General features: G+C 58.7%; 26 protein-coding genes, 4 tRNA genes and 1 other annotated feature. Of the genes, 19 read left to right on the top strand and 11 right to left on the bottom strand.

Translation table 11 applies throughout. The annotated features are described in order from the left end of the window. Window positions 1–13 precede the first annotated feature (13 nt). Together SE15_RS00210 and SE15_RS00215 are read right to left on the bottom strand one after the other, a co-directional pair. Window positions 14–874 carry an energy-coupling factor transporter transmembrane component T family protein gene (locus tag SE15_RS00210; RefSeq protein WP_054520110.1) on the bottom strand — a complete coding sequence of 287 codons (861 nt, stop codon included), beginning with the start codon at window positions 872–874 and terminating at the stop codon, window positions 14–16. A gap of 98 nt (window positions 875–972) precedes the next feature. Continuing rightward, window positions 973–1,530: a hypothetical protein gene (locus tag SE15_RS00215; protein ID WP_054520111.1), complete on the bottom strand. Its 558-nt coding sequence runs from the start codon at window positions 1,528–1,530 to the stop codon at window positions 973–975. A gap of 473 nt (window positions 1,531–2,003) precedes the next feature. On the opposite strand from SE15_RS00215, the gene SE15_RS00220 reads away from it, so the two are divergent. Beyond that, window positions 2,004–2,234: a hypothetical protein gene (locus SE15_RS00220; protein ID WP_054520112.1), complete on the top strand. Its 231-nt coding sequence runs from the start codon at window positions 2,004–2,006 to the stop codon at window positions 2,232–2,234. Window positions 2,235–2,403: 169 nt separating this feature from the next. Beyond that, the gene (locus SE15_RS00225; protein ID WP_054520113.1) at window positions 2,404–3,093 is read left to right on the top strand and encodes a hypothetical protein; all 690 of its coding nucleotides are present in this window, start codon (window positions 2,404–2,406) and stop codon (window positions 3,091–3,093) included. Window positions 3,094–3,107: 14 nt separating this feature from the next. Here the strand turns inward: SE15_RS00225 and SE15_RS00230 are convergent, their stop codons facing one another. Genes SE15_RS00230 through SE15_RS00250 form a run of 5 tightly spaced genes read right to left on the bottom strand, consistent with a single transcriptional unit; the run spans window position 3,108 to window position 7,114 of the window. Further along, on the bottom strand, window positions 3,108–3,893 hold the full coding sequence (locus SE15_RS00230; RefSeq protein WP_054520114.1) for an Ig-like domain-containing protein: 786 nt from the start codon (window positions 3,891–3,893) through the stop codon (window positions 3,108–3,110). A gap of 13 nt (window positions 3,894–3,906) precedes the next feature. Next, entirely contained in the window at window positions 3,907–4,695 is a 789-nt protein-coding gene (locus SE15_RS00235) for an ABC transporter permease subunit (RefSeq protein WP_054520115.1), read from the bottom strand. Between the two features lie 2 nt (window positions 4,696–4,697). Continuing rightward, window positions 4,698–5,636 carry an ABC transporter ATP-binding protein gene (locus tag SE15_RS00240; protein ID WP_054520116.1) on the bottom strand — a complete coding sequence of 313 codons (939 nt, stop codon included), beginning with the start codon at window positions 5,634–5,636 and terminating at the stop codon, window positions 4,698–4,700. After that, window positions 5,599–6,216: a helix-turn-helix domain-containing protein gene (locus tag SE15_RS00245; protein ID WP_054520117.1), complete on the bottom strand. Its 618-nt coding sequence runs from the start codon at window positions 6,214–6,216 to the stop codon at window positions 5,599–5,601. The genes SE15_RS00240 and SE15_RS00245 overlap by 38 nt, the downstream gene beginning before the upstream one ends. Next, window positions 6,203–7,114 (bottom strand): CPBP family intramembrane glutamic endopeptidase, encoded by a 912-nt coding sequence (locus tag SE15_RS00250; protein ID WP_054520118.1) that lies wholly within the window; start codon window positions 7,112–7,114, stop codon window positions 6,203–6,205. The genes SE15_RS00245 and SE15_RS00250 overlap by 14 nt, the downstream gene beginning before the upstream one ends. Window positions 7,115–7,331: 217 nt before the next feature. On the opposite strand from SE15_RS00250, the gene SE15_RS00255 reads away from it, so the two are divergent. The 17 genes from SE15_RS00255 (at window position 7,332) to rplL (ending at window position 18,414) form a co-directional block, all read left to right on the top strand. After that, a complete protein-coding gene (locus tag SE15_RS00255) occupies window positions 7,332–8,315 on the top strand; it encodes a thiamine pyrophosphate-dependent dehydrogenase E1 component subunit alpha (protein WP_054520119.1) in 984 nt (327 codons plus the stop codon). Then, window positions 8,308–9,291, top strand: coding sequence for an alpha-ketoacid dehydrogenase subunit beta (locus SE15_RS00260; protein WP_054520120.1), 984 nt, complete (start codon window positions 8,308–8,310; stop codon window positions 9,289–9,291). The genes SE15_RS00255 and SE15_RS00260 overlap by 8 nt, the downstream gene beginning before the upstream one ends. A 14-nt stretch (window positions 9,292–9,305) precedes the next feature. Continuing rightward, on the top strand, window positions 9,306–10,616 hold the full coding sequence (locus tag SE15_RS00265; protein ID WP_054520121.1) for a dihydrolipoamide acetyltransferase family protein: 1,311 nt from the start codon (window positions 9,306–9,308) through the stop codon (window positions 10,614–10,616). Between the two features lie 99 nt (window positions 10,617–10,715). Continuing rightward, window positions 10,716–12,116 (top strand): dihydrolipoyl dehydrogenase, encoded by a 1,401-nt coding sequence (lpdA, locus tag SE15_RS00270; protein ID WP_054521289.1) that lies wholly within the window; start codon window positions 10,716–10,718, stop codon window positions 12,114–12,116. Window positions 12,117–12,212: 96 nt separating this feature from the next. Continuing rightward, window positions 12,213–12,629, top strand: a complete 417-nt coding sequence (locus SE15_RS00275; RefSeq protein ID WP_054520122.1) for a DUF2087 domain-containing protein — start codon at window positions 12,213–12,215, stop codon at window positions 12,627–12,629. 146 nt (window positions 12,630–12,775) lie between these two features. Beyond that, a tRNA-Thr gene (locus tag SE15_RS00280) sits at window positions 12,776–12,848 on the top strand. Between the two features lie 76 nt (window positions 12,849–12,924). Continuing rightward, a tRNA-Tyr gene (locus SE15_RS00285) sits at window positions 12,925–13,008 on the top strand. Between the two features lie 49 nt (window positions 13,009–13,057). Beyond that, window positions 13,058–13,130, top strand: a tRNA-Thr gene (locus SE15_RS00290). A 70-nt stretch (window positions 13,131–13,200) separates the two neighbouring features. After that, complete coding sequence (gene tuf / locus SE15_RS00295; protein WP_054520123.1) at window positions 13,201–14,403, top strand: elongation factor Tu; 1,203 nt, start codon at window positions 13,201–13,203, stop codon at window positions 14,401–14,403. Window positions 14,404–14,446: 43 nt separating this feature from the next. Beyond that, the gene (gene rpmG, locus SE15_RS00300; protein WP_054520124.1) at window positions 14,447–14,617 is read left to right on the top strand and encodes a 50S ribosomal protein L33; all 171 of its coding nucleotides are present in this window, start codon (window positions 14,447–14,449) and stop codon (window positions 14,615–14,617) included. A 56-nt stretch (window positions 14,618–14,673) separates the two neighbouring features. After that, window positions 14,674–14,747: transfer RNA gene (locus tag SE15_RS00305), tRNA-Trp, on the top strand. A gap of 63 nt (window positions 14,748–14,810) precedes the next feature. Further along, entirely contained in the window at window positions 14,811–15,149 is a 339-nt protein-coding gene (gene secE / locus SE15_RS14245; RefSeq protein WP_054520125.1) for a preprotein translocase subunit SecE, read from the top strand. A gap of 131 nt (window positions 15,150–15,280) precedes the next feature. Further along, window positions 15,281–15,862: a transcription termination/antitermination protein NusG gene (gene nusG, locus SE15_RS00315; protein WP_054520126.1), complete on the top strand. Its 582-nt coding sequence runs from the start codon at window positions 15,281–15,283 to the stop codon at window positions 15,860–15,862. Between the two features lie 79 nt (window positions 15,863–15,941). Next, window positions 15,942–16,367, top strand: a complete 426-nt coding sequence (rplK, locus tag SE15_RS00320; protein WP_054520127.1) for a 50S ribosomal protein L11 — start codon at window positions 15,942–15,944, stop codon at window positions 16,365–16,367. 47 nt (window positions 16,368–16,414) lie between these two features. Next, window positions 16,415–17,134: a 50S ribosomal protein L1 gene (gene rplA, locus SE15_RS00325; RefSeq protein ID WP_054520128.1), complete on the top strand. Its 720-nt coding sequence runs from the start codon at window positions 16,415–16,417 to the stop codon at window positions 17,132–17,134. Between the two features lie 44 nt (window positions 17,135–17,178). After that, window positions 17,179–17,336: a sequence feature (ribosomal protein L10 leader region), on the top strand. A 15-nt stretch (window positions 17,337–17,351) separates the two neighbouring features. Continuing rightward, a complete protein-coding gene (gene rplJ, locus SE15_RS00330; RefSeq protein ID WP_054520129.1) occupies window positions 17,352–17,885 on the top strand; it encodes a 50S ribosomal protein L10 in 534 nt (177 codons plus the stop codon). A 142-nt stretch (window positions 17,886–18,027) separates the two neighbouring features. Then, window positions 18,028–18,414, top strand: coding sequence for a 50S ribosomal protein L7/L12 (gene rplL / locus SE15_RS00335; RefSeq protein ID WP_054520130.1), 387 nt, complete (start codon window positions 18,028–18,030; stop codon window positions 18,412–18,414). A gap of 82 nt (window positions 18,415–18,496) precedes the next feature. Here rplL and SE15_RS00340 read toward each other — a convergent pair whose 3' ends face one another. The 4 genes from SE15_RS00340 to SE15_RS00350 form a co-directional block, all read right to left on the bottom strand. Then, window positions 18,497–19,795 carry an NAD(P)/FAD-dependent oxidoreductase gene (locus SE15_RS00340; RefSeq protein WP_054520131.1) on the bottom strand — a complete coding sequence of 433 codons (1,299 nt, stop codon included), beginning with the start codon at window positions 19,793–19,795 and terminating at the stop codon, window positions 18,497–18,499. Between the two features lie 29 nt (window positions 19,796–19,824). Further along, window positions 19,825–20,859 carry a lysylphosphatidylglycerol synthase transmembrane domain-containing protein gene (locus tag SE15_RS00345; RefSeq protein WP_054520132.1) on the bottom strand — a complete coding sequence of 345 codons (1,035 nt, stop codon included), beginning with the start codon at window positions 20,857–20,859 and terminating at the stop codon, window positions 19,825–19,827. Between the two features lie 53 nt (window positions 20,860–20,912). Further along, complete coding sequence (locus SE15_RS14410; protein ID WP_160316628.1) at window positions 20,913–21,050, bottom strand: hypothetical protein; 138 nt, start codon at window positions 21,048–21,050, stop codon at window positions 20,913–20,915. Between the two features lie 132 nt (window positions 21,051–21,182). Then, window positions 21,183–21,467, bottom strand: a complete 285-nt coding sequence (locus SE15_RS00350; RefSeq protein WP_054520133.1) for an FmdB family zinc ribbon protein — start codon at window positions 21,465–21,467, stop codon at window positions 21,183–21,185. Window positions 21,468–21,691: the final 224 nt, after the last annotated feature.

Here is a 21,691-nt window from a genome sequence, read left to right on the forward strand (position 1 = left end):
GGCCTCCCTCAATTCACACCAGGACGGAGTATAACCAGCGAATAAACCAGGAATCATCCAGCCCAAAATAATTAAACCCATAGCGGGCAACCAACAGGGCAATGAAGGCCAGAGTGATAATGGCCGTGAAGACAAAGTCATGGGGTTTGAACGTATAGTGGGTCAGGATGTAATCGGCGCGTTTGACCCGACTGGCTTCGCCGGTGAAGGCATAGCCGCGTGCGACCAGGGCATTGGTGAATTCTTCCGAGCGACGCAGCGAAAGCGCGAAGAGCGGGATCATGTACATAATGTACTTGCGAATTTTGTACGTCAGCGGCTTGCCGGTGGTATCGAAGCCGCGCGCTTGTTCGGCCTGGCGCACAATTTGGAAGTCTTCCAGCACCATGCCGGCAGCGCGCAGGGCCATGGCAAAGACGTAGGTGACCACGAAGGGCAAACGAATCGTGCGCATGGCCACAATAATGTCGCGCTCGCGGGAGGTGCTGAGGAAAAACACCATGGTCGCGATCATGGGCAGGATGCGAAAATAGACCACCAGGGCATCCCGAATGCGTTCCCAGTAGATGGGAAGCCCAAACAAGTTGAAAACCACCTGAAACTCGGGGTGGCGTCCTCCCAGAATGGTGTAAGAGATCAAAATAATGCTTCCCATGGAGATCGCTACCGGGATGTAGATGCGCACGATGCGGATATCTACCCGGCTGATGACCATCAGTCCCAGGATGATCACCAGCAGGAGGAAATTCCACTCCGGTGCGGCCACAAACATGGGAAACAAACTAACAATGAGGAGGAAATACAACTTGACAAAGGGGTGGACTGCGTAAATGGGGGATTCTTTGGGCACATAGCCCAGCATGGTTTTGTTCATATGGCCTTCTCGCTATGAGAGTTAATCCATCTTATTTGCCCAATAAGCTGGATGGGGCAAAAATTGCCCCATCCAGCAAGCGCTACTGAGACGGTCAACTAAGCCCACCATCGCTTCACAAACGCAGGGGTGCGAATGACCACGGGAGAGAGCGCTTTGAGCAAGATAAAGTTGAAGACAATGCCCGCGATCATGTTGCCGCCAAACCAACCCCACACAAACAGGGGCAGCGATTCGGTGGTCAGCAGGCCAAAGCCGCGCAGAACGACCAGCGGAGACCACAAGGCGCCAAAGGCATTGGCTACCAGCATCGAAAGGAAGAGGATGAGGTAGTCGCGGCCGCTCTTCAAGCGCGGATCTGCCTTAAAGCGGCGGAAGGCCCAAGCAGGGAGGAAAGCCTGGACGGCATTAGCAGGTACGTACCCCAACGAAACGTAAAAGGGGGTGCCTGCAATGGCGTTGGAGAAGAAGGGGAAGATGGCGCCCGCCAGCACGCCCCAGCCGCCGAACCAGATTCCTCCGACCTGCTGCACGGCGATGCCGGTCCAGAAGAAATTGACGCCAAAGCCCAATGGGAAGGAAATGCTACCAAAAGCGCCTACCACGAAGCCAATGCCGATCAGCAGGGCCAAAATGACGATATGGATGACGCCCACCGAACGGCGCTCACCGGGCTGAACAAGTCCAGATTTGCTCAGCGGTCAGATCTTTAGATGTAGCCATGGGAAACCTCCGTTCAGGGTATGAAGATCATGAAGATACAGCCAAAGGGGGATGGTGCGATGAGGGCAGAAACGGTGAGATATGGACCAAAATTAAAAGGTTAAATGGGGCTTTCTAGATGAGCCTATCGGAGCGTTGCACCACCTCCTCCGGGGTTGAGAATGTATGAAGAGATGTAAGGATAAACGCCCCCTAAGCAAAGTGGGACTTTCCAACGCTTATTATAACAACCTCAACTTTCTTGTTCAAGTGATAATTGTCAGATATCTGAGGTGTGGTTAGAGGGATTGGGACTTTTATCCCGTACTTTCAAGACTAAAAGATTTGCTTTCCTTCCTGGCGGGTTATATAATGAGGATGTAAAACCTCTTCTTATAAACCAGATGAGTCCTGTTGAGAGGTAGCGATGGCGGAACGGCGTTGGGAAGTCCTAAAGGTGAAGTTTTGCGAACGGGCCGGGTGCGAGGTGGCGTTAGAGGCGCAGGTGGTTTATCCGGCGGAAGTGTTGCCCGATCAGCCACCACGCTTGATCTCGAAGCGCTGTTCGCGCGGGCTGGAGTGTAACTTCTGGGAGCATATGACCTGCGTGTGGGCGGGCACCAACCCGGTGTACGACCCGTTTGAAGAGTCGCGCTAGAAAAGCGGTGCCCCTATCCCAATACCCCCCTGATAAGGGGGATTCTCCCGAAACCCCGGTTTCAGGTGATTCGGCGGTTTTTTGCTGGCTTGTCGGGCGGTTTCTGTGCTATGCTATCATTAGATCAGCGTAGGAGATTCCGTCAGGGATTGCCTAAACGGAGGTTCATATGCCCAAGACGTTCGAACAGATCCTGAGCGAATTAGCGGTGCCGTTCCACAGCACCTCTGTTGAATGGAAACCCCAGGCCATCAGTGCGGATAAGAAGCGCGCGCTGGCCGCTGCCTATGTGGATATGCGCGATTACGAAGACCGCCTGGATAAGGTCTTCCCGCAGTGGACCTCGTCGGTGCAGTTTGTGATGACGGAGAAGAAGGTGGCGGCGATTGTCTCGCTGACCATTGCCGGGATCACGCGGGTCAATGTAGGCGAGGCCTCATTGGAAGATGAGAATGCTTTCACTTCGGCCTATGCTCAGGGCTTCAAGCGCGTCTGCTCAGACTTTGGCCTGGGGCGCTATCTCTACCGCTTGCCCCAGGTATGGTGCGACTACGATGAAAAGAAGCACGCCGTTATCGGAGTCCCCGAGTTGCCGGAGTGGGCACGTCACCCGGAGGAGGGGACGGCGCCCGAAGCCGCTGCCGAAGGGGCGCCGCCGTCCCCGCCTGAAGAGGTTCTCTCACCCCGTGAGCAGGTCATCCCCTTTGGGCGCTACAAGGGCAAGCGCCTGGGCGAAGTGGACCGGAACTGGTTGGAATGGCTGGCGCACAAGTTTGAGCCGCGCTCGCCGGCGGAGGAACGCCTGAAAGAAGCCGCGCGCGAGATCCTGGCGGGCGAAAAACCTGCGGAGGGGGCATAAACGCCCGAGGCGGGCTAATCCAGAAAGCGCGAACGATCCAGCAACTCGCGCAGGTGCTCTTCATCCGCCTGCGATGCAGTCGCGGATGAGGCGGAGCGGGTGACCTGCTGACGTTCGGCTTGCTCGGCGGCTTCTAAATCCATCTGGGCGGCGCGGCGCATCACGCTCCAGCCCCCACAGGCCTCACAGCGATCCAGGCGGTACGGTCCTGCGTGGATGGACCACCAGTGCAGGGGGGTGGCACGGCCGCAACGGGGGCAGATGGCGCCACCCAGCAAGCCGTAGTGACGCGGCGCGCCCAGGGGCAGGGCTTGCCCTGGCTTGCGACCCAGTGCCAGCATCTGGAGACCGACCCCAATCAGCATGACCACCAGCACACCCCCCAGCAGGGGTACTACGATGCGTAGCATGGCCTGGCGCTCAACCTCGGCGCTAACAAATTCAATGCGGTGTGGAAGTGTCTGGAGTACGCGCCCATCGGTGGTCGTCACTTCGGCGCTCAGTTCATGCCATCCCAGGGGGTAGTTGCCAGTGTTGAAGCGAAAACGAAACGGAGGCGCGGTGAGGGTTGCCAGGGGCTGTCCATCCATGAGAAAAGTGACCTGGCTGACCCCGGTCTCGGGTATCAGGCTGAGGGTAAAATCGCCGCGAATCTGGCTGCCTCCGCCATATCCGAAATTGCGCCGCAGTCCCAGCCGGTAGCCTTCGACGGAAGGTGTGGGGGTGGCTGCCAGCGCACTTATGATCAGCCCTGCGCTCAGGATTAACCCTGTGAGTATGGCTTGAACGCGTTGAGACATGGGAAAACCTCCTTTAGCGCCAGCGGGTGAGAATGGTTTCGCGCTGGAACAGACGGGCACCCAGGTAGATCAGCGCAATATCCACCAGGATCAGGATGGCAATCATCCCCAGCATGAGGGTGGGGTTGAGGATGATGATGCCGATGATCTGGGCGAAGAAAAGAGCCAGCAGGGGAACGATCAGCACGGCAGAGAGTTGCTCGGCCACCCGGGGATCGTTAACCCGTGAGGAGACGATGACCGCAAAATTGACCGCCGCCACCGCGATCAGCGGCCCAACCACAAAAATGCCCAACAACCAGGTGGTACCCAGGGCGTGGGCCCGCGCTGCCTCCCCCGTCCCTACCAGCGGCAGCCCGAGCAGGAAAATACCGAAGAAGAGCCAGGTGACCCCAATGGCGGGGATGACGGCGGCCAGCGCTTTGCCCGCCAGCAGGGTTTCGGTGGTAATGGGGGTTGCCAGCAATGGCTCCAGGCTGCGGGTGGTCTTCTCACCGACGATGCTGTAGGCCGCGATGGTGATGGGAATGATCAGGGGCATCATCATGTAGAGGAGCATGAATTGATCAATCAGGTAAATCTGCAAGCAATCCCGCGCCGGCAGGCTACCGCAGGCCAGCAGGAAGGCCTCGGGCACATCCGCGGCATCGGCGCCCTCCGCAACGCTTCCGCTGATGAAGTGCAGGCTGATCAGCGGAAGGGCGGTCAACAGCAAGGGCAGGACCACGAGGGTGAAGAACACAATTTTGTTCTTAAAGACCTCTGACCATTCTTTATCAATGATGGTGATCAGGTGCTGCATGGTTATGCTCCGTGTTGTCCTTGAATCGTGCGCAGGTAGACATCTTCCAGGGTGTGGCGCAGTTCACCCACAAATTGGATCTCGGCACCGGCTTCGACCAGGCGGCGCACCAGTAAGGGGTTTTGCCCCTCAGGATCGGACAACCCCACTACCAGGCGGTTTTCAAAGGCGCTCACCTCTTCGACAAAGGGGAAGGTGCGCAGAAGGTCCACAAATTGGGGTTGGACGTGACGCAGGTGAAAGACCACCTTGCGTCCGAAAAGGCGCTTGCGCAAGTTTTCCGGCGTGTCCACGGCGATCAGGCGGGTTTTGAAAATGGCCACGCGCTGGCACAGGCGCTCGGCTTCATCCAGGTTGTGCGTGCAAAGGATGATGGTGCGTCCTTCCGATTCAAGTTCTTCAATGAAATCGCGTACCAGTTTGGCGGCTTCCGGATCCAGCCCGCTGGTGGGCTCATCCAGGAAAAGCACGCGCGGCTCATGGAGCAGGGCGCGGGCGATGGCCAGTTTCTGGCGCATGCCTTTGGAGAAACTCCCCACCGGGTCAAAACGGCGCTCCCACAACCCCAGCATGCGCAGGTATTTTTCCACCTGACCCTTGACATCGTGCACGTTATAAAGACGGGCGTAAATAGTGAGGTTTTTCTCGGCGCTGAGGGCTTCGTACATGCCCGGCGCTTCGGTCAGCAGGCCCACGGCCTGGCGAATGTGGCGATCATCTCGCCCCACCTTCCAGGGACCAATGTAGGCTTCTCCTGAGGTTGGAGCGATCAGGGTGGTCAACATGCGAACGGTGGTGGTTTTGCCGGCGCCGTTGGGCCCCAGCAGGCCGAAGACCTCACCCTCGTTGATCTCCAGGGTGAGGTTCTCCACGGCCACAATGGGTGGCTGTTTGCGATGAGCGTTAAAAACCTTGGTCAGATTCTCGGTGGTGATCTTCATGGTGACTCTCTTCTCTGCGGGTTTCAGCATTTTGGGCGAATGCGGTAAATTCGACCGGCATCAGGATGGCGGCAAACAGGCGGGGCGTGCGCTCCGGTGCGGGTGCTTTTTCCAGGAAGGGGAGCAGAGCCTGATTGAGCGCACGGGCAAAAGCCCGGAATTCATCCTCGCTCAAAAACAGCACGTACTTATGATACCCCACCCCGTCGGCGCGCAGGTTGGGTGTGGGGCGTGCGGCGAGGTAGCGCGCGTAGTCGGCGAGCAGACTGCTCAGGAAAGTGCTGAAAAATTCCAAATGCTCCTCGCGGCTGAGACGGTTCAAGGTGGCTTCGTCCAGACTCAAGTGCTCTGTAACCAGGGCATAAATCTTTTCTACGGTACCGCGTACCGCATATTGCGAAGCCACTTTCACCAATCCGCCCTGCACCAGGCGGTGCAGATGGCGGTACAGCGTGGCCCGTGAGACCTGCGGGATGGCAGTGTGCAAATCGTCCACGCTACGCTCACCTTTCGCCAGTTCCAGGATCAGGCGCAAGCGCACCGGGTGCAGAACCAGTTCCAAACGATCACGCCATTCCATCTTCGGGCCAACGTGCTACGAAGAAGAGATACACGGCGATGAGCAACCAACCGGCTGAGCCGATCAGTGCAACCGGTAAGGGCCCCAAAATGGGGTTGGGCTGACCCCGCACGGCCAGGATGGCGGTGCCGCTGATGCCGTTGATCACCGCGTGCGCAATCACGGCCGGCCACACACTGCGGCCGCGTAGGGTGATCCAGGTAAAGAACACGCCCAGCAGGACGCAAGCCCAGGTCATGGTCAGGATGCCGAGCCAGGGGAACCCGGGATAATCCAGGCCGTAGTTATGCCCCATGGCGATGACCGGCGCGTGCCATACTCCCCAGATTAAACCGCTGATCAGGGCCGCTCTGCGCGCGCCCAGGGGAAGCAGTTTTTGCACCAGGTAGGCTCGCCAGCCGAATTCCTCGCCGAAGGTGAACAGGCTGTTGATGACCGTGGCGATCACCATTCCCTGCAGGGTCATCAGTAAAACCACCAGCCAGGGATTGAGGGTAGCCAGGGGACCGCTACCGGCCAGCAGGACCCGTAGTTGGAGCAAGTCGGGGTCGAAGTACTTTGGGAAGAGCGCGAAGAAGATTGCGGCTCCGACCACGGTGGCTACGAGGGGGGTGAACCAGGCCAGCAGCCAGATGCGCCAATGCTGGCGAAAGTGGGGGCGCAGCCAAAGGTCCTGCCAGCCTTCACGGGTGATCAGACGGGTGAGCAGGTGGGCCAAGGCAGGGGCCCACATGTAGCCAACGGCAATAAGCACAAAGGCCAGGCTGAGCCCACCGGGGATCGGGGGGCTGTTGGCAATGCCGCCGGTGAGCGCCACCACGCCACCAACCGCCCAGGCCAGGCCGAAGGCGAAGAGAACGAAAATCAATGTGCGCCGACGATCGAATGCGGGGTTCATGAAACCTCCTTTTATGATCATTGGTGATTATATTATCAAAAATGAAAACAATCAAGAAGTTGAAAAAGAAACGCGCTGTTCCCTGCGCCTTGAGCAACGCGTTACCTGAGCGCACCGGTGGGGTTTTAGGCTAGGGAAGGCGGTGTTTATAGTACACTATTTGTAGTGAGACACTCCACTTTTTGAAGTTGGATCGCATCAAAGGAGGCCGCGAATCATGCATTTGTCGGAACCCAAGCAGGTTGAGATGTTCTGGATGATGTTGCTGGCGCGCCGGCTGGATGAGCGGGCGTGGGTGCTCCATCGCCAGGGAAAGATTGCGTTTCATATTTCCGGCATTGGGCAGGAGGCCGCACAAGTGGGTGCGGCCTTTGCTTTGCGCAGGGGGGAAGATTGGGTGGTGCCTTACTACCGCGACCTGGCGCTGATGCTTTGTCTGGGCTACACCCCACGCGAGTTCATGCTCAGCCTGATGGGGAAACGGGAAGACCCCAGTTCGGGCGGGCGGCAAATGCCCAGTCATTGGAGCCTGCGCCGCGTCAATGTGGTCAGCCACTCGGCTCCGGTGGCCACCCAAACACCGCATGCGGTGGGGGTGGCGCTGGCCATTAAGCTGCGCCGTGAGGACAAGGTGGTGCTCACCACCATTGGCGAGGGCGCCACCTCGCAGGGCGAGTGGTACGAAGCGGTCAACTGGGCAGCCGTTCACCGTCTCCCGGTGGTCTTTATGGTGGAAAATAACGGCTATGCCATCTCCGAGCCGGTTGAGAAGCAGATGGCGGTGGAGGGGGCTGCGGCCCGGGCTTGCGGCTTGGGCCTGGAGGGAGTGGCGGTGGATGGCACGGACGCGCTGGCGGTCTATGCTGCCGTAGCCCGGTCGGTAGAAAAGGCGCGCTCCGGCGAGGGCCCCACGCTGATTGAGGCGCGCATGTATCGCCTGACGCCCCATTCATCGGATGATGATGATCGGACGTACCGCACCCGGGAAGAGGTAGAAGCGGCCAAGCGTCGCGATCCCCTGCTGCGGATGCGTCAACATTTGGAAGCCCAGGGTTGGCTCACCCCCGAAGGCCTGGAGCGCATGGAGGCCGAGGCCAAAGCCCTGGTGGAAGATGCAGTGGACTACGCCACCCGTGCCCCCTATCCGGCACCTGAGGAGGCTGCCTACCCCGTCTTTTCTGCGGAGGTGCGCCGTGGCTGAGATGACTCTGGTGGAAGCCATCCGACGGGCAATGGACGAGGAGATGGCGCGGGATGAGCGTGTCTTCATCGTAGGAGAGGATGTGGGGAAGCGGGGCGGCGTTTTTCGCGCCACGTTGGGCCTGTATGAGAAGTATGGTCCGGAGCGGGTCGTTGACTCCCCTCTGGCCGAGGCCTCCATTGTGGGGGTGGGAATCGGCGCCGCGTTGTATGGCCTGCGCCCGATTTGTGAGATCCAGTTTGCCGATTTTATTTTCCCCGCTTTCAACCAGATTGTGAGCGAGGCAGCGCGGATGTGCTATCGCTCCAACGGTGAGTGGACGGTGCCCCTGGTCATTCGCGCGCCGTACGGCGGGGGAATCGGGGGCGGGCTGTATCATTCGCAGAGCGTGGAGGCGTTCTTCGCCCATGTGCCGGGGCTCAAAGTGGTCATTCCCTCCAACCCTTACGATGCCAAGGGACTGCTCAAAGCCGCCGTGCGCGATCCTGATCCGGTGCTCTTCCTGGAACCCAAGAAGGGTTACCGCCTGCTGCGCGGCGAGGTGCCGGAGGAGGATTATGTCGTCCCAATTGGCCCGGCACACATTTCGCGCCCCGGTCGGGATATCAGCCTGTTCACCTACGGGATGATGCATTACTACGCTCTGCAGGCCGCCGAGATGGTGGCTGCCGAGGGCATCGAGGTTGAAGTGGTTGATCTGCGCACGCTAGCGCCGGTGGATCGCACCACCATCCTGGAGTCGGTGCGCAGGACTGGTAAGGCGCTCATTGTGCATGAAGATAACCTGACCGGTGGTTACGGCGCGGAGGTAGCGGCGACCATTGCCGAAGGCGCGTTTGAGTTCCTGGATGCACCGGTGCGCCGCCTGTGCGGGCCGGATGTGCCCGGCGTGCCTTTCAGTCATCCGTTACAAGATTGGTTCATGCCCAACGCGCAGAAGATTGCCGATGCCCTGCGCGCGCTGGCGGCCTACTAAGGAGGACGACAGATATGGCAACTCAAGTGATCATGCCGCAATTGGGAGAATCGGTGGTGGAAGGCACCGTCCTGCGCTGGTTGAAGCAGGTTGGCGAGCCGGTAAACGAACTTGAACCCCTCCTGGAGGTGAGCACGGATAAGGTGGATACCGAGATCCCCAGCCCGGCCAGCGGGGTGGTGATGCAAATTCTGGTGCCCGCGGGGCAAACTGTGCGTGCCGGCACCACCCTGGCCTGGATTGGGGAGCCCGGTGAGGCACCACCCACTGAGAATTCGATGGAGAAGCAAGGTGCTGCTTCGGTTGTGCCTGGCGGAGCAGCGCCGGCAGTTTCTGCGACCTTGTCCGAAGGCACCGCTGCCCTCGCCCCTGGGCGCGACCGTGACCTGGGGTTCATCTCGCCGGTTGTGGCGCGCCTGGCACGGGAGCACAACCTTGACCTGCGGGAGGTGACGGGCACTGGAGAAGGAGGGCGCATTACGAAAAAAGACGTGCTGCGCTATTTGGAAGCGCGCAAAACCGCCGCTGAACCGGCCCTGGCACCCTGGGAGACGCCAGGAGAAGGCGATCTCTTCCGCCCGACCGAAATGCTGACCTCCACCGAAGTGCCTTCGGCGTCACCCACCGCCCAGCCACCGACTGAGGGGCGCCTGCTCCCCCTGACCCCTATGCGTCAGAAGATTGCTGAGCGTCTGACCCACAGCGTGCGCACCATTCCGCATGTTACGACGATCATGGAAGCCGATCTCAAGCGAGTGGTGGCTCATTACACGGCGCACAAACCCCTCTTTGCGCGCGAGGGGGTCAATCTCACCTATACGGCCTACTTTGCGCTGGCTGCTGTGGCGGCGCTGCGTACTCACCCGCTGCTCAACGCCTCCTGGACGGAAGAGGGCATACGCATTCATGAATCCATCAACCTGGGGATCGCGGTCTCTCTGGGTGAGGAGGGTCTGGTCGTGCCGGTAATTCGCCAGGCAGATGGGCTTTCGCTGCTTGGCATGGCACGGGCAATCAACGACCTGACGGCGCGGGCGCGGGGACGGCGTCTCTCGCCGGAGGATGTGCAGGGTGGCACCTTTACCCTGACCAATCATGGGGTGGGAGGCTCTCTGTTTGCCACGCCGATCATCCTGCCGCCGCAGTGTGCCATCCTGGGGGTGGGTAAGATCACTCCACGTCCGGTGGTGGTGGAAGACGCCATTGCCATTCGCCCGATGGTTTATCTTTCCCTCACTTTTGATCACCGTATCCTGGATGGCGCGGCTGCGGATGCTTTCCTGGGTACGATTGTGCAAACTTTGCAGATCTGGCCGGAGGTCTGAGACGCTTGCAGGTATAATTAGCACGATTGAGCCTGCGCTTTTCTTCACCTTCTGAGGGGTGGAGGGAGAGCGGCGAGACCATCCTGCGGAAAGGGAGTGATTATGAGCGACTACGATGTCATTGTCCTGGGCGCCGGTCCAGGTGGCTACGTGTGTGCAATTCGCGCCGCCCAATTGGGGCTGAAGACGGCAATTGTGGACAAGCAATGGCTGGGTGGGGTCTGCCTGAACGTGGGATGCATCCCCTCCAAAGCCTTGCTCAAAAACGCTGAAGTGGCCCACACCCTGCGCGAACGGGGTAAGGAATTCGGTTTCTCGTTTGAAAACCTCCGGCTGGATTACAGCGTGGCGGTTAAGCGTTCGCGCCAGGTCTCGGATCGTTTGACGCGCGGTGTAGCCTTTCTGATGAAGAAAAACAACATTGCCGTGTACATGGGGACGGGGCGCCTGACCGCGCGGGATACGGTGCGGGTCACCGACAAGGACGGCAAAGAAACCGACCTGAAGGCCAGGCACATTGTGATTGCGACCGGAGCAAGCGTGGCCGTTCCCGCTGGCTGGCCGGTGGATGGCGAGAAGGTGGTTACCTACCTGGAAGCCATTTTGCAGGAAAAGTGCCCCTCCTCGGCCGTCATCATCGGGGCTGGCGCGATTGGGGTGGAGTTCGCCACCATTTGGAGCGCCTACGGCAGTCAGGTTACGATTGTGGAGATGCTGCCGCGGCTACTGCCTCTTGAGGACGAAGAGGTCAGCGCCGAACTCAAAAAGGCCTTTGAAAAACGTGGCATCCGCTGTCTGACCGGGCATAAAGTGGAAGCCGTGGAAACCACCCCGAACGGCGCGCGGGTGACCGTCTCCACCGATGGGCAGACCCAGGTGCTGGAAGCCGAGCAGGCGCTGGTGGCGATTGGTTTTCGCCCCAATTCGAAAGGGCTGGGCCTTGAAGAGGTGGGAGTGCGCCTGGATGCGCGCGGGTTTGTGGAAGTTGACGAACGCATGGCTACCAGCGTCCCCGGCATCTGGGCCATTGGCGATGTAACCGGGAAACTGATGCTGGCGCATGTGGCTTCGGCGCAGGGGATCGTGTGCGCAGAGGCCATTGCCGGGGTTGAGACGGTCTCCTTGGATTACCGCATGATGCCCCGTGCCACTTACTGTCAGCCGCAGGTGGCTTCGTTTGGGCTGACCGAGGCCCAGGCGCGCGCCGAAGGGTACGAGGTCAAGGTAGGACGCTTCCCCTTCCAGGCCAATGGTAAGGCGCTGGGGCTGGGAGAATCGGGCGGTTTTGTCAAGATCATCACCGATGCAAAGTACGGTGAGATCCTGGGGGCGCACATGATCGGCCCGGAGGTGACGGAACTCCTGCCCGAACTGACCCTGGCGCAGCGCATGGAATTGACGCCGGCAGAGATTGCGCGTAACGTTCACGCTCACCCAACGCTGAGCGAGGTGATCATGGAAGCCGCCCACGTGGCGGAAGGGCACGCCATTCACATTTAACGTGCTGGCCAGGCGGCCAAGTACAAACTCTGGAGCGGGGGTTGGAGTCGGCAAGGCCCCCGCTATTTTCTTGCTAACCGGAAAGCGAGTTTAACCATGGAATTACTGACATCATCCCAGTTTAAGCAACGGTTTACAGCCCTGGTGCTCAGCGCCAGGGATTGGCCGCGCCGACCGCAGGATCACCACGTCCTGCTAATCAGCGCTGTGGTGGGACTGGATCCCGAACGTTCCTATACCGAGGCGGAAATAAATCAACATTTGCAGCGCTGGTGCCTGCACTTTGGGCAGAATCTGCCCATTGACCATGTGAGCCTGCGGCGCTATCTCATTGACGCGGGGTATCTGCAGCGCGACAGCGCCGGTCAAACGTACCGACGGGCGCATGGGCCGCTCAGTCAGCCGTTTGATCCTGAGATTGAGACGCTGGATCTGGAAGATTTGATCTTCCAGGCGCAACAGGAGCGCGAAGCGCGGCGACGTGAGCACACAGGTGGAGCGGGTTCGCGCTGAATCCAGGCGTTAAATCCTTGACGTTTTAGGGGTGTTCTGATAAACTCTGCCCGCACAAAGGACAAGCCTTTGGCGGGCTATCTTGTCATGGCCTTTGGGCTTTGGTATAATAAAAACCGCCAGGCTGAAACTTAACAATTGAATGCGCCGACGTAGCTCAACCGGCAGAGCAACCGCCTTGTAAGTGGTAGGTTATGGGTTCAAGTCCCATCGTCGGCTCAGTTGTGGGCTGGCAGGTGGGGTTGGAGGCTTCCCAACCTCGCCTGCGAGCCGGCAACGGCTCACCTTAACATGTGGGCGGTTACCCAAGTGGCCAAAGGGGACTGACTGTAAATCAGTTGGCGTCACGCCTTCGGAGGTTCGAATCCTTCACCGCCCACCTGCTCGCAAGCGCGCCAGCGCAAGGCGGGTTATTTGGAGAACGGCAAGCCCTCATAGCTCAGACGGTAGAGCACGCCCTTGGTAAGGGCGGGGTCATGGGTTCAAGTCCCATTGAGGGCTCTTTTTGCCGATAGTCTCCGTAACCTTCTTTTGAGATCAAAAAAGAAGAGAGGAGTCAAGGAGAAACGACATGGCTAAGCAAAAGTTTGAGCGGACGAAGCCGCACATGAATGTAGGGACGATGGGTCACATTGACCATGGGAAGACGACCCTGACGGCGGCGATCACGAAGTACTGCAACTTGTTAGGGCGAGCGGAATTCAAGGCGTACGATCAGATTGACAATGCGCCGGAAGAGAAAGCGCGTGGGATCACGATCAACATAGCGCATGTTGAGTATGAGAGTGAAAAGCGGCACTACGCGCATGTAGACATGCCGGGGCATCGTGACTACATCAAGAACATGATTACGGGGGCGGCGCAGGTAGACGGAGCGATCCTGGTGGTAGCGGCGCCGGAGGGGCCGATGCCGCAGACGCGGGAGCACGTGCTACTGGCGCGGCAGGTAGAAGTGCCGTATATCATTGTGTTTTTGAACAAGATCGATCAGATGGATGACCCGGAGTTATTGGAGTTGGTGGAATTAGAGTTGCGGGAGATGCTGAAGGAGTACGGGTATCCTGGGGATGAGACGCCGATTATACGCGGGAGTGCGCTGAAGGCGTTGGAGAGTCCGTCGAAGGATCCGAACGCGCCGGAGTATGCGTGCATCAAGGAATTGTTGGAGACGATGGACAGTTACTTCCCGGAGCCGCAGCGGGATGTAGACAAGCCGTTCATGATGCCGATTGAGGATGTGTTCTCGATCAAAGGGCGTGGGACGGTGGTGACGGGGCGGATTGAGCGTGGCCGGGTGAAGGTAGGGGATCCGGTGGAGATTGTAGGGTTGCGGGATCGCAGCCTGAGTTCGGTGGTGACCGGGGTAGAGATGTTCCACAAGACGCTGGATGAAGGGATTGCGGGGGACAACGTTGGGTTGTTGCTGCGCGGGATTGAGCGGACGGATGTGGAACGTGGGATGGTGGTAGCGAAACCCGGGAGCATCACGCCGCACAAGCGGTTCATGGCGGAAGTGTACGTGTTGCGGAAAGAAGAGGGGGGGCGGCACAAGCCGTTCTTCAGTGGGTATCGGCCGCAGTTTTACATTCGGACGATGGACGTGACGGGGACGATCAAGTTACCGGAAGGGGTGGAGATGGTGATGCCGGGCGACAACGTGAACATGGAAGTGGAGTTGATCGTACCGGTAGCGTTGGAGCAGGGGTCGAAGTTTGCGATCCGCGAAGGTGGCTTGACCGTGGGTGCCGGCGTCATCACCAAGATTCTGGATTAGGGTAAACGAATGTGCCCGTGAGGGCTGAACGAGGTGAGAGAGTATGGCTTCTAAGAAGAAGGACATTCGCCTGGTGATCACGCTGGCGTGCACTGATTGCAAAGAACGCAACTACACGACCGAAAAGAATCGCCGCAACGATCCTGGGCGTCTTGAGATCAAGAAATACTGTCCGCGCTGTCGTAAGCACACCTTGCACCGCGAGACAAAATAGCAGGATTCAGGCACGTTACAACTCAATTTTTGAGTTATAATAATGTAACGCAATGCAGGCCAGTAGCTCAATTTGGCAGAGCGCCTGTCTCCAAAACAGGAGGTTGTGGGTTCGAGTCCTGCCTGGCCTGCCTCAATGAAGGGGACGCCGTCGGTGAGGTGACGGCGTCTGCCCTGAAAACAAGGAGTATGTCGTGGCTGAGAAAACGGTGAAGTCCAAGCCCAATACGAAACCCAAGGCTGCAGCCCAACCTGCGGTGGCTGAGAAACCGAAGGCGGTTGAGAAGGCGCGGGTCGCCGAAAAGCCTAAAGCCGCTGAAAAAGCCAAGTCGCCAGAGAAGAGCAAACAGCCCAATGCGTTGGTGCGCTGGTGGCGCGAGACCATGGGCGAATTGCGCAAGGTGACCTGGCCAACTCCGGAGGAGGCCTGGCGCTTGACCAAGATTGTCCTGGTGGTCATGTTCGGAATGAGCGTAGTACTGGGGTTGTTGGACTTCCTGTTCTCCTGGCTGATTCGTTTGATTCTGAGTTGAACGATTGGATTTGAGCGGGCATATAGGTGATGATGGTGTCGGAAGCCGAGACGACTGAGAAGAAGCGAAAATCTTCGCGACGGAAAGCCCAGGAGGTTGTGCCTGAGGCGACTTCTGACCTTTCTGCGAAGATGGAAGGTGGCGGTGCGTCCGCAACAGAGGGCTATGAACCTCTGGAGCAGACCAACAAAGAGCGCGCCTGGTACGTGATTCACTGCTACTCGGGCTACGAAAATAAGGTGCGCCACAACCTCGAGCAGCGCATTGAAACCATGGGGATGAAAGACAAGATTTTTGAGGTCATCGTCCCCACCCAGGAAGAGATTGAGGTGAAGGACGGCAAGCGGCGGGTAGTCGAGCGCCATGTCTTTCCGGGATACGTCCTGGTCAATATGATCCTGGATGATGAATCCTGGTTTGTGGTGCGCAATACGCCCGGTGTGACCGGGTTTGTGGGGATGGGCAATCAGCCTACCCCCCTGCGGCCCGAAGAGGTGGCGCAGATCCTCAAGCGGATGGAGGCTGAGGCGCCGCGGGTCAAGGTCACCTTTAAGGTGGGAGAACGGGTGCGCATCATTGATGGGCCGTTCAATGATTTCCGCGGCACGGTGGCTGAGATTGACCAGGAGCGCAACAAAGTGCGCGTGATGGTGAATTTCTTCGGCCGTGAGACGCCGGTGGAACTGGACTTTTTGCAGGTGGAGAAAGCGTAAACAACGGGCGCCAGCCCGTTTTTAGTGGGAGGGTGATCCCTCAAACACCCGCTAAAACCACGAAAGGAGTAAGGTAAAAGTGGCGAAGAAACTAAAAGCAGTGGTACGGTTGCAGTTGGTGGCGGGTAAAGCCAATCCGGCCCCGCCGGTCGGGCCTGCCCTGGCCGGGCATGGCATTAACATTATGGCGTTCTGCAAAGAATACAATGCTCGCACGCAGAACCGCGCGGGAGAGGTGATCCCGGCCGAGATTAGTATCTACTCGGATGGGTCGTTCACCTTTGTTCTGAAATCGCCGCCCGCTTCGGTGTTGCTGAAGAAGGCTGCCGGGATCGAGAAGGGCTCTGCGGCTCCGAATCGGCAGAAGGTGGGCAAGGTAACCCGGGCTCAGATCCGCGAAATTGCGGAGATCAAGATGAAGGACATGAACGCCGTTGATCTGGAAGATGCCATGCGCCAGATCGAGGGTACGGCCCGTAATATGGGCATTGTTGTCGTTGACTAATCTTAGGTGGGAGGGCGTTTCGCCCGTCAGAACCACGAGGAGAGACTATGGCAAAACACGGAAAGAAATACCTGGCTGCAAAAGCAAAAGTGGATGCTGGTCGCGCCTACTCACCGGAAGAGGCGTTGAAACTGGCAAAAGAAACCTCGATTACCAATTTTGACGGTACGGTGGAAGTGCACCTGCGCATGGGGCTGGATCCACGCCAGGCCGATCAGCAGGTGCGCGATGTGGTGGTGCTCCCGCATGGCCTGGGTAAGACCGTGCGTGTGCTGGTTTTCGCCCAGGGCGAAGCCGCGAGTATTGCCCAGCAGGCCGGCGCTGACTATGTGGCCGACAGCGATGAGTGGATCACCAAGATCCAAAACGGCTGGACGGACTTTGATGTGGCAATTGCGACGCCGGACATGATGAGCAAAGTGGGGCGCTTGGGGCGCGTACTCGGCCCGCGCGGTTTGATGCCGAACCCCAAAGCCGGCACGGTGGTGCCTGCCGACGACCTCCCGCGCGTCATTCGTGAGGCAAAGGCGGGGCGCGTGGAGTTCCGCATGGATAAGACCGCCAACATTCATGTGCCGATTGGCAAGGTTTCGTTCGATGTGGATAAACTTTACGCCAACATGGCCGCACTGATGGACGCAATCAAAAAAGCCAAGCCCGCGGCGGCCAAAGGCACCTATATCAAGCGTGTGACGGTGACAACCACCATGGGGCCTGGCATCCGGGTGGACCCGGTGCAGGCGCAATCTATGGTCGTCAAGGAGTGAGGTTAAGGCATAGGAACGAGCGGATCGTTCGTCCTGTGATTAACAATTGAAATTGTGCTTCACCGTAGAAAGCAGGTGCCCCTCCTGGGGCTTAATATCCCGCCGAGGTGGAGACCGGAAGTGTGTGAAAGCGGCTACCTTTGAGGTAGTTTCCAGGTCTTTGCCCGGCGCCCTGCAGGCAAAGACCTTTATTTTTGTGGAAAGGAGGTGACATTCATTGGCCTTTACAAGGAAAGAAAAGACCCAAATGGTGGCGCGCTACGTCGAATGGATCAAGGCCAGCCAGGCAATGATCGTGCTTTCGTTCACCAAGATGAACATGAAAGAGATTGATGCCTTGCGGGCTAAGGTGCGTGAGGCGGGCGGCGAGCTGCACGTGGTCAAGAACACACTGGTCAAACTGGCGCTCCAGGAAGTGGGCTACCCGACCGATGGGCTGTTCGAGGGCTCATCGCTGGTGGGCTTTGCCTTCCAGGATGCCCCGGCCCTGGCCAAGGTGCTGAACGAGGCTGTGCGCAACTCGGAAATTTATGCGCTCAAGGGTGGGTACTTGGGCCCGCGGCGCATCACCGCCGAACAGGTCAAAGCCCTGGCCGATCTACCGCCGTTGCCGGTCATGCGAGCACAGTTGCTGGGCGTTATCACCGCGCCTGCCGCACGTCTGGTTCGCACGCTGGCCGAACCGGCGCGCGCCCTGGCTTCTGTGGTCAAGGCCTACTCCGAGAAGGAAGCCCAGCCCACAGCCGCTTAAGTGTGTCGTTCAATCCGGGCGAGCGGCGGTACTTCAACCGCCCAAGGGCCTGGCATGTCGTGTGTGAGTTTACAAACTAACCTGATCACGTTTTAGGGTGAAAAATCTTAAAACAACTAGAAACTAAAGGAGATGTATAACCATGGCTGATCTGGAAAAACTGGTCGAAGAACTGAGCCAACTGACGGTTTTGGAAGCGGCCGAACTGGTCAAGAAACTTGAGGAGAAGTGGGGCGTCTCGGCGGCGGCGCCGGTCGCAGCAGTGGCTGCCATGCCCGCCGCAGGTGCGGCTGCAGCGGCTGAGCCGGTCGAGGAAAAGACCGAATTTGATGTGGTGATCAAGGATGCCGGCCCCAAGAAGATCGAGACCATCAAGGTCATCCGCCAGCTGACCAACCTGGGTCTGGTTGAGGCCAAGCAGATGGCCGAGACCGCGGGCGCCAAGGTGCTCACCGGCGTGAGCAAAGAGGTGGCGCAGGACGCCAAGGCCAAACTCGAGGCCGCTGGCGCTGTGGTCGAGATCGTCTAAGCCGATCCCACGATTTCCCGGAATCAAAAAGCGGGCTACCTGGGTTCAGGAAAAGCCCGCTTTTGTGTTTTAAGATCTGCCCTCAGGCGGCCAGATCGCTTAATATGAGGCGGGCCGCTTGTCGGGCAATTTGTACGGCAAAATTGGTGCCCCGGTCCCAGGGATATACCTGGCTCATGCTGGCAAAGTACAATCCGCGCAGGGGAGTGCGGATGGCCGGGATGTTGCGGCTGTGGTTGAGCAGGGGGATGGGTTGTGCGTAGGGGGTGCGGAAGAGCCAGGATTGGCGCACCCAGTCGGGTGAGAAATTAGGGTTAAAGCGGGTGAGGCTGGGGAGAAAGCGTGCCAGGAGTTCCTCATGGCTGAGGCGGAAGTACTCGTGATCGGGATCAAGGTAATCGCCGCAGTAAACGATGTGATCGCCTCCGAAATGCTCCGGTGAGACGAAGTTGGTGTGTTCCACAAGCGCCAGGAAGGGAAAACCGGCGCTCTTGGGCAAGTTGAACCAGTAGTAGCCCTCCTCGGAGAGACGGTGGCGTAGTGCCAGAACCAGTGCAACTGCGCCCATGCTCTTCAGGCGCAGCAGGCCGTCCAGGTAGTTGGCGGGCAAATCCGGAGCAAGGCGAGCCAGGATGGAGGGACCTACCGTGACCAGACAAGCGGCGAAATCCTCGTGCCCGCCGCCGGGCAGTTCCAGGGTTAGCCCTCCTGCGGGGTTGGGGCGGATGTGCTCAACCGGGGTGTTCAGGCGCACGGCCACGCCTTGGCGTTGCAGATGAGCGGCAAAGGCGTCGGCAAAAGCCTGGAAGCCTCCTTCGAAGGTGCCCAGACGCGTCGTGCGGGCTTTGAGGCGTGCCCAGAACCAGGCCATGTTCACTTCGGCGTAGTGAGGACCGAACTTACCCACCAGCAATGGCTCGTAGAGAATGCTGTAAAGGCGTGCCCCGTAGTACTTGCGCAGCCAGGCATCGGCGGTGTATCGCTCCAGGGGCTGCCAGGGCGCCAGGTAGCGCAGGTAAGCCGTCACAAGACCAAAGCGGGCCTTATCCAGGAGGGTAAAGCCGGGAAAAAGTAGGGCGGCCAGGGGCGAATCAAGCGGATAGAAACGCCCATTGTAGTAGACCACAGTCTTGGGGCGGGGAAAGATGACCTTATCCTGCCACCCCAGTTCGCGAATCAGGCCCAACATGTCGCGGTCGCTTTGGAACCAGTGGTGGTAAAAACGCTCGACCGACCAGGACCAATGCGGGGCTTTGAAACCCGCCGAAAGCCCCCCCACGTAGTCCGCGGCCTCGAAGATAGTCACCTCGTGACCGGCTTTGCGCAGGTCATAGGCTGCGGCCAATCCACCAAAACCCGCTCCGATGATCGCAATCTTCATGCAAAATTCCTCGTCTGGATGGGATGGTTTCAGACGGTTACCTGACGCTCACCGCGCATTTGCTCCACTTCTTTACCCCAACGCAGCGGTTGCCGCAGGTAGTAGTAAAACCCCAATGCAGTGATCGGCAGCCATAATGCGGCATGCAGCACCAGGGTGTAGCCAGCCGCAATTTCTCCCGGAACGCCGTAGGCGACAAGCAAGGCAATACCCGGCGCATCGAACGTACCCACATACCCCGGCGCCGAGGGGAGCGTTGTTGCCAGATTGACAATGCCGTTCATCAGCATCAGGGCAAAGAAAGAGACTTCAAACGAAAAAGCGTGCATGACAAACCAGTATTTGCCGGTTTCCAACAGCCAGATGATCACCGTGGTGATGAAGATCATCAGGGCTTCCAGCGGCGAACGCAGGGCCTCCAGCCCGCTGAGGAAGCGCAGGGCCAGATCAAGCACACGTGCACGCAGACGCAGGGGGAGCAGGTGGTTGACCAGCCAGGTGATCAGCCGTTCGGCGGGTTTGGGAAACATGGCCGCCAGCAAAAATGCCAGCAACGCCCCTACGAAAATGGTGGTTCCCCAAAGCGCTACGTCTCGGATGCTCAGCGCGCCGATCACCCCCGAGCCGTGTGTGAGGCGCGCCAGTTCGGGCAGGTTAAGGAAAACGAAAGCCAGCATGACCACCCCGTCGTAGATGCGTTCAACGATGATGGTGGCCAGGGAAGCAGAGATGGGAACACCCTCACGCTGCTTGAGCACCGCGGCCCGCAAAACCTCACCGGCACGGGCGGGGTAGATATTGTTGCCCATGTAGCCAATGGCAACGATGGGGAACATGACGCGTGTGGAGATGGGCTTGAGCGGGCGCAAGAGGTAGTGCCAGCGCCAGGCACGCACCCACACGCCGAGAAAGTACACTGCCACACCGGGCAAGATCCAAATGTAAGCGGCTTGTTTGACCGTCTGCCACACCAGGGGCAGGTGGAGGTTGCGCAGCGCCAGGGTTAAAAAGACCAGGCTGATCACCAGCCCGAGCCAGAACTGCCAGCGTTTGAGGATGTTCATGCCGTGGCTTGTTCCGAATCAGTGAGATAAGATGAGCGGCGCGGCAAATCGGCCTAAAACTGCACAACGGCGGTGATGATCATTGCCAGGATGATCATCACCGCAAGCGCGGCAAAGACGTATTGCTGGATTCGCAGACGCCGCTGTTCGGCCTCTTTACGCGAAAGTTTCGGGCGTGATTTGGATGCCATCAGTTAACCTCCAACGGGACTGATTCTACCCCAAAATGATCCCGCGCGGGCAAATGAAGGGGCGGGGCATGAAAAGACCCGGGTGTGCCCGGGTCCGGATGAAGCAGAGATGAGTAAGGGTCGGTCGCGAGGTCAATCGTTGGTGTTGCTGGCGCTGCCGGTTTTGCCGCTTTCTGCCGTGCTTTCGGACGCCTTGCTCTCGCTGTGGTGAGAGGTGGAACGGCTTGCCCCTGAGGGCGAACGATGATCGGTGGCGTAAAACCCCGAACCCTTGAAGATGATGCCCACCGGGGCATACACTTTGTGGAGAGACTTCTTCCCGCACTCGGGGCACCAGCTCAGAGGCGGATCGGAAAAGCGTTGATTGCGTTCGAACTGAACACCGCAGTTTTCACACCGATAGGTATAGACCGGCATACGCTCACCTCCTTAAAAAAGCCAGTCAAAAAGACCCTGACACAGGCATAAATTGTAAGACGTTTGTGTCAGATTGACAAGGTTTTTAACGTTTCAATCCCCTTACAATATAGACACAATGCCTCTGCTTTTTGCACTTACTTCTAAAAAGCATCCTGGCTGGTATCTGCGGCAAGAGGATGCCTTCACGCCCCCGTGAAGCCGTTCTAGTGGGGCTATAATTT

Source organism: Thermanaerothrix daxensis (assembly GCF_001306145.1).
Lineage (GTDB): Bacteria > Chloroflexota > Anaerolineae > Anaerolineales > Anaerolineaceae > Thermanaerothrix > Thermanaerothrix daxensis.